The following is a 12841-nucleotide window of genomic DNA, read 5'->3' as shown; positions in this document are numbered from 1 at the left end:
CGAACCGGGCATGCAACTCTTCTACGCCCTCGGACCACGACTCGACCTGCTCCACCGTCAACGATTCGTCACACAGTCGGACCAACGAGCCACACCGCCAACAGTCACACCACATGCGGTTGCAGTATTAGGTGGCCCGCGAGGCGGTCCAGGCAGCGGCACACCACGCCGGCGTCGAAGCTCTCGGGGAACACCATGAAGCGCATCCGGCCCTTCGCGCTGATCGCGGACATGGCATTCACCAGTTCCCCCTCCGGAGCACGATCGGTGTGCGGCCCTTCTCGCCCCAGGTGCGGCTGGTGACCTGGTCGGAGGGGACGCCGCTCTGGTCGGCGACGAGCACCTCGCCGCGCCCTCGACCTTCGCCTTCGCCCGGATGGCGGGGCATGTCTCCTCGCGCCAGACGCGGGCCCCTTTCGCGTCCTGTCCGACGGCCCGCTTGTCCGGACGCCGGAAGGACAAACCCAGCTGCGCAGGTACTTGCCCACACCCTGCTCGGTCGGCCGCACCCGGTACAGCTTGGTGATCAAGTCCCGCACGCCAGCCCGGGTCCACAGCTGGCCCGCAAGGCCCAGGTCGCACGGCCGGGGATCCAGCATGGCCTGGCGGACCGCCTGCTGCTCGGCCTCGCCGAGGATCCGATCAGAACCCCTACCGTTTCGGATCAATAGGGCAAGTTCACTCAACAAGTGACCCGTACAGCCGATACAGCACATCTCAGTCGCGCTTTTACTCAGTCCAGGGCAACAAATCCGCCATATCGTCTGAGCGGAAGTGCCGGAATGTCTAGATCCCCATTCAGCTGACGGCCAAGCCAGTTCGGAACGGAATCATCAAATTCTTCCCACTAGGCCCACTGTCGAAACCATACACCGATCTTCCAAATGCCTGATTCTTGTGGGATCAAAAAACAAGCGTCGCTTTCTGCGGAGAGTGCCCAGAGGATCATCCCATCTGGGTCCAGTGGATATACCGCGTAAGGGATCGCGTCCAGGTATAGCCCCTGATAAAAGGGGGCCATTCGAGATATTGTGTCCCTCATGCTCGCGCGCGGAGAGCTAGGGATCGCAACCCGATTTCATCTCGACTGTTGATGAATCGAGATCCAGGATATTGAGGATCGGAGACCCAAAAATGGGGAATTTTCTCTCACTGTAGCGACAGAGCAGTTCAACCATTCCGCAGTCGAAATTGATCCAAGAATCTGGTGCATCCCATTAACGACGCCAGGTGACCGTGTCCCGCCGATTGGGATCCGGGTCGGAATTACGCCAGCACAGAAGGTCGGAGTCCACAGTGAGCCCCCAACCGATCAATAGATCGGGGTCATCGCAATCCTCCTCCTCGCCCGTGAATTGCGCAGCGGCCGTGATTCCGCGGGCTGTTGAATCGAGATCGTTAGGATACGCCTGTGGAATGGGTGAGTGGACCCCTAGGAAATTATCGAAAAGCCCCTCCCCGTAGACTTCCATAAATTCGACATAGTCTTGAGGAAATCCGTGTTCGTACTCGATGGACACCCGATCCCAGTCCACCGAGTTCCCTCCGGCAACAGGTCGCCTGACAAGGCCCATCAGCTGACGAATGCGGGGGCTACTGGGGACATCGCTCGGGTATGGGCTCACCACAGCACACTCTCCTAATAGATCACGTCATCTAGATTGACCCCACCCGGTCCGTAGATATTGTCAACTGGGAGCGGAGCATTGAGACCCATTGCTCCGCTCCCATAGTATCCCCGCGCCGTTAGCACGAATCGATAGGGGACCTTGTTCGCGCTTGACTTGTAAAGTGGAACCACAGTGTAGAAGATGCTCTGCCCGGTACGGGCCACATCTCTCACACGCCTCTCCATGTTGACCATATTGTTCCGACCGAGACTTCCCGCAGCCAGCGCAGGAATTCGCTCCAGGACACCTCGCTCTCGGTGTCTCCGACCGTGATGCCCAGGACTTCACGGCCGCCGTCCTCGGTGATGCCGGTGGCGATGATGATGGCTTGGGAGACTATCCGGTGGTTCACGCGCACCTTGTAGTACGTCGCGTCGAGATAGATGTAGGGAAAGCGAGTGTGATCCAGCGGCCGGTCACGGAAGATGCTGAGCTCTTCGTCCAGGTCGCCGCAGATGCGTGAGACTTCACTCTTGGAGATGCCGCTGTCCGCGCCGAGTGCCTTGACCAGGTCGTCGACGGCGCGGGTGGAGACGCCGTGCACGTATGCCTCCATGATGACCACGTAGAGGGCCTGGTCGATGCGGCGCCGACGTTCCAGCAGGCTGGGGAAGAAGGTCCCGCTGCGGAGCTTGGGGGATGGCCAGGTCCAGGTCGCCGGCCTGGCTGGTCAGGGTCTTATCGCGGTGACCGTTGCGGAAGTTGGTGCGGTCCTCGGTGTGCTCGTGGCACTGGGCGCCGATCCGGCCACCGAGCTCGGCCTCGATCAACTCCTGCAGCATCCGCTCCGCGATATGCCGCACGAGATCCACCCCATCCGCCGTACGTAGTGGCTCCAGCAGGCGTGGTAGGTCAGACTGGGACAAGGCCATCGGGCGCCTCCACGGTTGAACGGGCAGTTCACCAGGGAGAGTTGCACGGTGGCCTGCCTTATGAGCAGGTCGCAGAGGCCATCACCGGATGTACGCCCCGGGCATACGCCCGCGCACCCCCACACCTTGATCGCCTACACCATCAAGCGGGACGCCATCCAGGCTGTCGGTTGCGCCGCCACGGTCGGGTCGCCCCATTCGCTGCCCGAGTTGCGGTTCAACCGTCGTTCCACCTCTTCGACCTGCTTCTCTATTTCTCCGTTTACGGCAGCGAGCTACACGTCCTGGATCCCAGGTGGCTGACACTTCAGAACTCACGTCACGCTTTTCGAGCAGCACGCACTGTGGGCAGAATCGCGTACACATCCACAGTCGACGGTTCATCCGAGAAGTCAGGGTGGCCACTATTCAAAACCATCCAAACCATCGCCCGCGCTCATGCGCCGTTCTTCTTCGCGCCATGACTCAAACATCGGTGGATCGATCTCCAGGCGCGCGGTCAGGGGAATAACGAGGTTTCCGCTGATCACTTGAAGAAGAAACTCCCCCATCCCCATATCGTAATCATGCACAATCTGGTTGCGCGTCCGAACGGTCACACTCCACCGCTCAGGGTCAGCGACCGTGCATCGCCAGAAGAAGTCGTCTGCACCCTCATTTGTACCCCAACGTAGGAGCCCGTCGGAAGGTGGGTAAGTGACGTCAGTCAAGAGATGGGTGGCGTAAGGGTACCCCGGGAAAGGCGGAGTGAGAATATATAGCGAATCTCCAATCGTCCCCATTCCGAAAACGGCTACGAATTCTCTGTAGTCGGCAGGGAGTTGCCATCCGAATTCAGCGCTCACGCGACTCCAATCTACGGAGTCTCCGCCACCGTTCGGCGCCGCCATCAAATGTGCAATCGCCTCGATTTTCGCGTGCACCATTCCTCCTCTACCACCTTACGCAATTCCGGGCTCAATCTATGATAGCCCCCGCAAGGCGCATCTCTCATGCCAACAGGCTGCCAAGCAGCGATGCCTGACCACCAGCGCTCCTGCGGAAGTAGCAGTCGCCAGAAAGCATCGCTTGCGGACACTCATAGAGAATGCTTACCTGGTTGGCACATCATCCCCGGTTCTGGGATCCCGCACAGTGCCTAGATTCTTCCATCCTCCAGGAGTATTCATCAGATTCGGAACGTACCTATTCACCGTTCGAGAGTTGCCAGCGTTGTCCCAAATTTTCGCAGACATCGCGAACCCTTCGGGAACAACGCGATTCCCATCGTAAACGGGGCGAACAGAATACAGCACCGTCTCGCCCCCACGGATCATGGTGGCAACTCGTTCTTCGAACTGCAGCATGTTATCCATCGCGCCCAGGCCGCCTCGTTCAGGATAGGCATTGGCGTCTCGTCCGCAGGTGGCCAAATTCTTCAGGTTGGTACCTGATCCGCTCAATTGACTACCCAGGAGGTGGCAGTTATTGACGACCGTACGTGGGATAGCCCTGAGAAATCTGGCATATCTCTGTGCCCAGGCGTATCCAGGAGGGCGAATTTCGGAATTGGTGGAACTTCCCTCATGAGTATCCAGGTACTGACTAGTTAGGCAGGCGAGCACCCCCTGCGCACGATTCCCGTTCGAAGAATCGGTTCCCTGATAGATAGTCCATCCCGCACCGGCGATGGTGCAGTTCTGATTCAGCGAATTCTTAGGGAGGTCACAGCCCGCGATCATACATACTGCTGCGGTCGTGATCCCGGCGCTGATGGCGAAAGCGGCGTTCTTCACGCCGGTTCCGATGGCTCCGACGCCGATCACCGCGCCCGGGGCGGCGCCGACTACAGCGACGGAGTCAACCGCGAGGGCTGCCGTTCCGATGCCCGCGGTGAGTTTGACAGCATTGGCGAGGATGGCCGCCGCCCGGGCGGCGGCCCTGGCTGCTGCCTTCCGCGCTTCCGCAGCGGCATCATATCCGCCACCGTGGCCGCTCCCGTAGTCGTTCCCTCCGCCGGTCCGGCGGGCGCTCGGATAGCTGTATCGACCTTCGTGATGAGTAGAGGTATAAGCCGGGGAGGTCTGCCGCGACCAGCGGTGATCGCCGTACCCGATGTTGTCCACCGGGGCGAACGCGGTGGTGCAGTCCGTCCCGTAAAAGGCTTCGCAGGAATCGTCGCCCAGGGCGGTCGGTGACGAGACGCCCCAGAACACGTCCCATGCGAGCCCATATGGCGATCTTGTCGCCATATCTTTGGCTATACCGATCCAGTCCCAGTCATGGCCCGTCGGATCTGTTCCGGTTAGGGGGCTTCCCACGCCGTAGGCGTAGGGGTTCGCGTTGGCAGATGCTCCGACGGCAGAATTTTCCTGCGTATCAGCGGACTGGAAGCGACCGCTTGCAGGGGTGTACCAGCGGGCGTGCATGTTGACTTGGCCGGTTGTGGGGTCGGTGTATTCGCCCTGGTAGCCGAGGGTGCCCGCCAGCGTCGATGGGCTGGCAGCGGTGCCCCAGGGGTCATAGGCGGTGGAGCCGGTCAGAGCGGTGCTGGTGGCGGTGAACTGGCCCACTACGTCGGTGTGAGCGTCACTCCAGGTGAGGGTCGCGCCGGTGCCGGTTCTGTTCTGGCCGGTGACGCTTCCGTCGGGGCCGCGGCTGTAGGTGCTAGTGCCGTCGGAGGCGACGATGTTGTCCTGGCCGGAGTAGGTGAGCGTGGTGTTTCCGGAGGTGATGACGCGGCCTAGGGCGTCGTAGGTGTAACCGGTGGCGCCGGCCGTGGCCTGTTGTCCGTACGCGTCGAACGTGGTTGCCGTGGTGGAACTGGTGCTGATGACGGTCTTACCTGACAGCGTGCCGCGGGCGCTGTAGCTGTAGCTATTTGCACCGTCGGAGATGAGTTCGTCCCGGGCGTCGTAGGTGTAACTGGTGGTGCCGGCGGTGAGGCGGTTGCCGTCGTCGTCATAGCTGTACCTGGTCTCCGCGGCGGTACCCGTGCTGGTGGGAGTGTTGATCCAGCTGGTGAGGCGGCCCGCTTGGTCGTAGCCGTAGGTGCTGTGACTGGCGCCGTTGAATCCGGTGGTGGTCTTGTCGATCAGCTGATCGCCGTTGTCGTAGCCGTAGGCGATGGACGCGATGGTCGTGCCGGTGGGGCCGACAAGGCTGTCGGATGTCGGGCGGTGCAGAGCGTCGTAGCCGAAGGCGCGCGAATTCGCGCCGGTGCCCATGGCGATGCTGGTGGGCTGAGAGAGGCTGTTGTACCCGTAGGTGAGGGTGGTTCCGGTGGCCGCGTCGGTGTCGGTCGCCAGCCGCCCGTTGGAGTCGTACTGGTAGCTGCTGGTGCCTGATGCGTCCACGCGGGTCAGGAGGTCGCCGTCGGGGTTGTAGGTGAAGGAGCTGGAGCCGGCTTGTCCGCTGGCACCGAGCAGTTGACCCAAGGCGTTGCTGTTGTAGGTCTCCTGGGTGGAGCCCACCGAGGCGGAGACCAGGTTCTGGTTCAGCGAGTACTGGAAGGTGCGGGTCGCAGTCGGCGCATCTGCGCTGGCGCCGGCCTGCTGGGTGAGGTCGCCCAGCGCGTCGTAGGCGTTGGTGAGGGTGATTCCGCCGGGCAGTGTGGTGCTGACGTTGTGTCCGAGCGCGTCGTAGACCTGGATGGTGGTGCGGTCGCTGGTGCTCGTGTACGCGGTCGTGGCGGGGACCTGCTTGGTCTCGGGCAGTCCCCAGGGCGTGTACGTGTAGTAGGTGGTGCTGCCCTTGCCGTTGGTGTAGGCGGTCTTGTTGCCGGCTGCGTCATACCCGTAGCGGGTGGTGATCGTGTGGTCGGCGGTGACCAGTTCGTCTTGGCTGAGCAGTTCTCCGAGGGCGTCGTAGTTATACGTCACGGTGCTCTGCAGGGCGTTCTTCGTGGATTTGAGGTTGCCGTCGGCGTCGTAGGTGGCGCTGGTGGAGCGCAGTACGGTGCCGTTGTTGTCCTTGTCGTCTGTTGCGGTTTTGCGTCCGGCGGCGTCGTAGGTCGCGGTCTGGATGCTGCCGTCGGGCAGAACGGTTTTGGTGATGTCGCCGTGCAGGTCGTAGGTGTAGCGGGTGGTGTCGTTCGTGGTGTCGGCGGCGGACGTCTTCTGGCCGAAGTGGTCGTAGGTGAACGAGGCGGTCACACCGCTGATCGAGGCGGTGGAGGCGATGTCTCCGGCTGGGTTGTAGCTGGTGGTGTTCTGCACCTTGGTGGTCGTGCTCGGGTTCAGGTAGACGTACTGCCAGGTGCTTTTTGCGCGGCCCAGATCGTCGTACGACTGGTGGGTGAGGGAACCGTACGGAGTGTCCTGGGTCAGCTGGTTGCCGGCCAGGTCGAAGCTGTAGGTGTAGGTGCCGCGCGTCATGGTGCCTGCGGCGTTGATCGCCGGATTGGTCTGTGAGACGCGGTCCGCCAGCTGGTCGTAGACGTAGTCGGTGGCATTTCCGGCGGCGTCGACCTGCTGGATGAGGTTTCCGTCGGCGTCCCACGTCCAGGCGGTGGTGGCGTGGACCGCGCTGGTGGAGCCCGCGGGTGTGTACGAGGGGAGTGTGGCGGCGCTCTTGCGGCCGTTGGCGTCGTAGGCGGTGACGGTGATGTTGCCGCGGGCGTCCTGTGTTTCGGTGCGCTCACCGAAGGTGTTGTAGCCGACGAGGGTGATCGGGGTCACGGTGGTGGTGCTGCCGTCGGTGGGCGAGGTGGTAGTGACGGAGGGCGCGACGGTCTCGGCGAGTTGGCCAACCTCGTCATGGATATAGCGGGTGGTGTTCTGCAGCGGATCGGTCATCTGGTCGGCCTGGCCGCGTGCGTCGTAGTGCCATGTCGTGGTGAGGGTCGTGGTGGGGTTGACGTACTGGGCCGCGGAGAGCTTGTTGCCGACGAGATCGTAGGTGTAGGTCCACTGCTGTGCTGGATTGCCCGCACCATCGGTCGTGTTCGAGGTCAGGGCATGTGAGTCCGCGTCATATGAGTAGTAAGTGACCTGGTTGGCGCCGAGGGGGTCGACGTTGGCCGCCGTGGTGCGATTGGCAGCGTCGACGATGTGCTGAGTGGTGAGAGCGCCGTTCCTGGTGACCTGTGAGATTCGGTTCCCGGCCGCGTCGTAGGTGTCCTGCTCGTTTATGTAAGTGGTGCCCGAGGAGCCGGTGTCGGTGATCTGCTGGGTGAGCCCGTTGTCGTAGTAGGCGTAGGTGCGGGTCACCCCGATGGCATTGGTGACGGTGTCCAGTCGCCCATTGGGCTGGTAGGTACGCTTCTCCACCAACTGGGGGGCCGCAGTCGAAGCGGTGGCGGACGAACCGGTGTAGTTGTCGAGCGTGGTGGTCAGCAGGCGCCCGTTGGCGTCGTAGGTGTAGCTGTAGTGCTGTCCGCGGGGCATTGTCTTGGTTGACAGGTTTCCGTACGCGTCGTAGGTGTTCTGGGTCTGCTTGTCCATCGGGTCGGTGGTGCGTTCCAACTGCCCGCGATCGTTGTAGTCGTTCTTCATGACGCGGGAGGTGTCGCCGCCGGTGGTGTCCGACACGGTGGTGGACAGCGTGTTGCCGTCGACGTCGTACAGGTACGACGTCAACTTGGTGTGCACGGTCGTGGCGTTGATGTGGTCGGTCACACCGGGGTCGGTTGTGGTGAGGACCCGGCCCAGGGGGTCGTAGGTGTAGTGGATGACCGGTACGTAGGGGGTGCCGCCGATGGTCTTGGTCCTGGGCCGGCCGACCTCGTCGTAGGTGAAGGTGATGTCCTGCCCGAGCGGAGAGACAACGACCGCCAGGTCTCCGTTGTCGTAGTACTGGTAGGACGTGGCCGCACCGCCGGGTGTGGTGGTGGACTGCAGCAGTCCGGCGGGGGCGGTGGTGCCAGGAACGTAGCCGCTTGTGCTGGCGGTGGTGTAGGTGCTCGTCGTCGTCAGGCCGGCCGAGTGACCGGTGACCGCCGGGGTGGTCTCGGTGAGCTTGTTGCCGTTGGTGTCGTAGGTGTACGACGTCCGGTACGTGGTGGTCGTGGAGTTGGCCGAGCGGCCATCGGACGAGGTCAGCATCTCGTCGTTGCGCGGGTCAGTGACCGAAGAGCCGTTGAGGGAGTAGGTGTAGTAGGACGTCGAGCACTTGGCTTCGGATCTGTCCTGGCAGGTGGTCCGTGACACCACGTTGCCGCGGACGTCGTGACCGGTGGTGGTCACGTTCCCGTTCGGGTCGGTGACGGTGTACAGGAACCCACCGGTGTCGTAGCCGTAGGAGGTGCTGGCGCCGGTGCCGTCGGTGCTGGAGAGCGTCCGCCCGCCGGCGGACAGGTCGTACGTGGTGGACAGGTTTCGCTGGGCGGGGTCGGTCACGTTGACGGTCTCGGTCGCCACGGTGCCCGAGGAAGCCTTGTACGCGGACCACTGGGTGGTGACCTGGGCGGCGGACAGCTGCCTGGGGTACAGCGCGACTTCCGCGATCGACCCGGTGAAGTAGGCGTTGACGTTGGCGGGCAGCCCAGTCCAGCCCGTGCCGGTGGTGCCGGCGCCGAGGTACACGTCGCTGGCCCCGCCTAGGGACAGGGCCTTGGCGGCGGTGGCGGACGCGGCCTGGACTCCGTCGAGGTACAGGGCCTGCGAGGTGGCGCCGGCGGCGAGCACCGCGTGGTGCCACTTGCCGTCGGTGACGGCGGCGGTGCTGCCCAACTGGGTGCTGCCGGAGTTACTCCAGAAGCCTCCGTGGAGCTTCCCATCGGTGCCGACCCACAGTTGCGGGGTCCGTATCGCTGCCGTGGTCCCGTTGTCCAAAGTGTCGGACTGGGCGGCCAGCAGGATCCCGCCGCCCTTGCTGGTCTTGAACCACAGTTCCGCGGTCGCTGCGGTGGCCGAGCCGAGGTCCTGCGGTAGCAGCACGTGGGAATCGGTGCCGTTGAAGGTGGCTGCCGTCGGTGCGGTGGAGTCCATCGATGCGAACGGTCCCGGGTCACCCAGGGTGGCGTTGTTGTAGGTTCCATCGCCACCGTTGACCTCATTGGCTGCGTCCGTGGCGCCGCTCTCGTCTCCCAGTTGCCAGTACGCGACGGGGTCCGCGCCCAGGACGGCGGAGTGGAACACAGCGCTAGAGCCGGCCACGGTGGGGCTGCCCAGGGTGTAGAGGCCACCGTCCTGGTCGGTGACCGATATCAGGCGTTCCGCGGCGGTGTCGTAGGAGACTGATTCCTTGGTGTCGCCGGAGGGCAGCGTGCTCGCGGTCAGCAGGGCCGCCGGCGCAGTGCCGGTGGTACGTAGCCCCGCGACCTGGGTCGCGGTGAGTTGACGGTCGTAGAGGCTGACGTCGGCGATGGAACCGTTGAAGTACCGGGTTCCTGCTGCCGGCAGTCCGGGCCAGAGCCCGGTGGAGTACCCCGCACCCAGGTATGCGTAGGACTGGGCGAGGTTCAAGATGGCGCCGGAGACCGAGCCTTGTGCCGTTCCGTCCAGGTACAGGGTCTGTGTCGTGCCGGCTGCCGATAGCACCGCGTGGTGCCAGGTGTTGTTGTCGACCTTCGCCGTGGAGGTGATCCCCTGGATTGCTCCGTAGTAGAAGCCTCCATGGAGTTTGCCGTCGGTGCCCACGTACAGGGACGAGGTGGCCTGGCTGGGAGCCGGGGAGGTGCCCAGCGCGGTGTTCTGTTCGGTGAACAGCAGACCACCGTCGACTGACGTCTTGAACCACAGAGAGATCGACAGATAAGTCTGGCCGGTAACCAGGGACTGCGGCAGCCGGACGTAGGAGGAGCTGCCGTTGAAGGTGGCAGCGGTGGCCGTGGATCCGGTCAGCGGGCTGCTGGCGCTGCCGAGAGTGACTGCGTTGTAGGTGCTGGCGTCGGTCTGCTCGTTGGCCAGGACCGATGAGGCAGCCGTGGTGCTTCCGGCGGCTTCGTTCAGCCGCCAGTACGAGTGGGGGTCGGCGTCCAACGCGGCTGCCGGGTAGTTCGATCCGGCGACGTAGCTGTAGCCGGAGCATGAGGACGACGCAGTGCTGGAGGCGGACAGCGCGGGCGGGCACACCGAGGTGAGCTGGTCACCGGTGTACCGGTAGGTCCACAACGCGGCGCTGGTGGGGTCCTGATAGGTGGCGGCATCCGTGGCCACGGTGGCCACATGCGCATGCGCGGCCCCCGATGGGGTGGCCCACGTGTAGTGCAGCGCACGCCGCGACGACGCGTTCTGGATCTGGGTCAGCTGGTGCGCGGCGTTGTAGTTGAGGGTCTCCGCCAGACCCGCATGGGTGGTGATCTTGGACAGGAGCCAGATGTTGGTGCCGCCGGCGGCACCGAAGGTGTAGGTCGTGCCGGATGTGTCGGTGAGGGTGTAGCCGCCGCCGGTCAGGGCGACCATGGTGGCGTAGGTTCCCATCGGCGGGGTGTAACCGGAGGCGGAATAGCCATAACGCTGCTCCTTGCCGCCCTTGTCGGTGATGACGACGTTCTTGGTGCCGTCGTCATCCATGACGGCCTTCATGTCGGTCAGCGATGACCAGCCCGCACCGAACGCACCCGAAGTGCGTACGTCCAGCGAGTTGTAGGCCCGGTCCACCTGAAGCGCCGGACCCACGGTCGCCACGGTGGCGTCGGTGGTGCTGGTGGTGAAGTTGCCGGCCAGTTCGTCGAAGCCGTGCCCGGAGTTCTGCGCCAGCCGCGAGGCGATCAGCGGTTGGGACACGGTGGTGGAGAATGCCTGGGTGCTGCTGGTCTTCGTCGACCAGCCGTCGAATGCCGACACCGTCCAGTAGTACGAGGCCGACCAGTTCAGCTTCCCCGCCACCACCGCCCAGTTCGGGGACGCCTGGTAGCCCGAGGACACAACCTGCGTCCCGGAGGAGTTGTAGACCGCGAAGTTGTAGGACAGCGCCGCGTTCGGCCAGGCATCGGTATCAACCCCCTGAACCTGCAGCTCCGGGGTGAGCGTCGGGGACGCGTAGCCCGAGGCCGGATACGTGTGCTTGATGTCCGGGGCGACATTGGGCGCGTAGGTGATGTTGATGTACGGGGCATGGCTCGAGACCTGGGAGGAGTCGAACTGCTTCCACCCTTGGGAGTCAGTCCCCGAAGAGAACAGGGCAAGCCCGTAGTTGGGGGTCTTGCCCAGCGCAATGTTCTGGAAGTAGCTGGTCGACAAGGTTGTGTACTGCCACTGGCCGGTCGATGAGCTCAGGGAGGTGTTGGAACACACGCTGGAGGGCGGGGTGCCGGTCCACGTCCCGATCGCTGCCGCGGTGGATGGCAGGCTTGACCACGACTTGCTACCCGTGACGCTCCACGAAGAGGAGATGGGATAGACGTGGTACGAGGTGCTCGTGCCGCAGGTGGACGCCCAGATGTTGAACACGCCGAACTGAGCGCCAGTGATGTGGTAGCCGTTGCTGGTCGGCAGGCTCGGGATCTTGATCAGCGACTCGGCTATGTGCGCCCCGGCGTCGTACGTGCCGATCTTCATCACTGACGAGGAGGAGAAGTCCTCCGAGTAGGGGTACTCCGCATAGGTGGTGTCGGTCTGGCCTGCGGTCGACAGCGCCACTGTGGGATCCACCGTCACCGGAAACTTGATGTCCGATCCCTGCAGCCAGGCCGGGTCGAGTGACATCCGTACCGCCGGCGTCCCGTTGACCGTGGTGACGGAGTAGTCCATCGCCCAGTTCTCGTGACGCTCCCCCGAGACCGGGTCCACTGAAGCGTCGTAGGCGTACGCCTTCGGCAGGGTCGCGACGACCGTGCTGGACCCATCCACCAGCTCGATCGTGCCGTCCGTGGCAGTCACCAGGGACAGGCCGGTCAGCGACATGGGGAACAGCCACGTGGTCGGGGCTGCGGCCGAGGACAAGATCAGTGACTCCTTCACCCCGTCACCGGTCGCCTCCAGGACCACATTCGTGTCCGGCAGGATTCCGTCGTACTCCGCAGTCGATCCCGACATCGTCGGCGCGACGTCGCTCGCCCCCGACAGCGACCACGAAACGGACTGCGACGAGGACATGGCCATGGTCGCCAGGGGCCCGGCCGGCGTTCCGCCCGTCGCCACCGCATCGGCCTGCACCGCATTGCCGAACTGCCATGGCAGCGCCGAAGCACCGGCGGGCGCCGTGTAAACGGCAGAGCGCGCCGCGACCGTAGTTGCCCCGCTCTGGGATACGGCGCTGGTCGCTCGGGCATGTCCGGAAGCACTCGTGGACGCCGACGGAGCCCCAGCGAACGAGACCTGCAGGGAGTTCGCCTTCTCCTGCAACCGCCCATTGCCCGTTTTGACCAGGCTGGTATCGATAGGCTGCCAATTGCCGGACGCGTCTTGGTAGTTTTTCACGTTCTCCGACAGCTGG

The 12841-nt window shown here is 63.7% G+C and carries 5 protein-coding genes and 1 pseudogene; 1 reads left to right on the top strand and 5 read right to left on the bottom strand.

Annotated elements, in window-relative coordinates:
- Positions 1-104: 104 nt before the first annotated feature.
- The 5 genes and pseudogenes from O3W51_RS48625 to O3W51_RS41145 all read right to left on the bottom strand — a co-directional run bounded on the left by O3W51_RS48625 (position 105) and on the right by O3W51_RS41145 (position 12348).
- Positions 105-233: a hypothetical protein gene (locus O3W51_RS48625; protein ID WP_331284136.1), complete on the bottom strand. Its 129-nt coding sequence runs from the start codon at positions 231-233 to the stop codon at positions 105-107.
- 5 nt (positions 234-238) lie between these two features.
- Positions 239-388 carry a hypothetical protein gene (locus O3W51_RS48620; RefSeq protein WP_331284135.1) on the bottom strand — a complete coding sequence of 50 codons (150 nt, stop codon included), beginning with the start codon at positions 386-388 and terminating at the stop codon, positions 239-241.
- A gap of 1496 nt (positions 389-1884) precedes the next feature.
- A pseudogene (locus O3W51_RS41155) lies at positions 1885-2542 on the bottom strand (IS256 family transposase); the annotation flags it as partial.
- A 404-nt stretch (positions 2543-2946) separates the two neighbouring features.
- A complete protein-coding gene (locus O3W51_RS41150; protein WP_269288876.1) occupies positions 2947-3093 on the bottom strand; it encodes a hypothetical protein in 147 nt (48 codons plus the stop codon).
- A 540-nt stretch (positions 3094-3633) separates the two neighbouring features.
- Positions 3634-12348 carry a LamG-like jellyroll fold domain-containing protein gene (locus tag O3W51_RS41145; RefSeq protein WP_269288875.1) on the bottom strand — a complete coding sequence of 2905 codons (8715 nt, stop codon included), beginning with the start codon at positions 12346-12348 and terminating at the stop codon, positions 3634-3636.
- Here O3W51_RS41145 and O3W51_RS41140 point away from each other — a divergent pair.
- Positions 12323-12613, top strand: a complete 291-nt coding sequence (locus O3W51_RS41140; RefSeq protein ID WP_269288874.1) for a hypothetical protein — start codon at positions 12323-12325, stop codon at positions 12611-12613. The genes O3W51_RS41145 and O3W51_RS41140 overlap by 26 nt on opposite strands.
- Positions 12614-12841: the final 228 nt, after the last annotated feature.

Source organism: Streptomyces sp. H39-C1, assembly GCF_027158125.1.
Lineage (GTDB): Bacteria > Actinomycetota > Actinomycetes > Streptomycetales > Streptomycetaceae > Actinacidiphila > Actinacidiphila fildesensis.
Note: the sequence above shows the minus strand (reverse complement) of the source record. Positions and strands in the feature narration are given on the sequence as shown.

Excerpts from the sequence above, each read along its gene's own strand:
- O3W51_RS48620 (WP_331284135.1), bottom strand. The coding sequence starts at position 388 with ATGCCCCGCCATCCGGGCGAAGGCGAAGGTCGAGGGCGCGGCGAGGTG.
- O3W51_RS48625 (WP_331284136.1), bottom strand. The coding sequence starts at position 233 with ATGTCCGCGATCAGCGCGAAGGGCCGGATGCGCTTCATGGTGTTCCCC.
- O3W51_RS41150 (WP_269288876.1), bottom strand. The coding sequence starts at position 3,093 with ATGGGGGAGTTTCTTCTTCAAGTGATCAGCGGAAACCTCGTTATTCCC.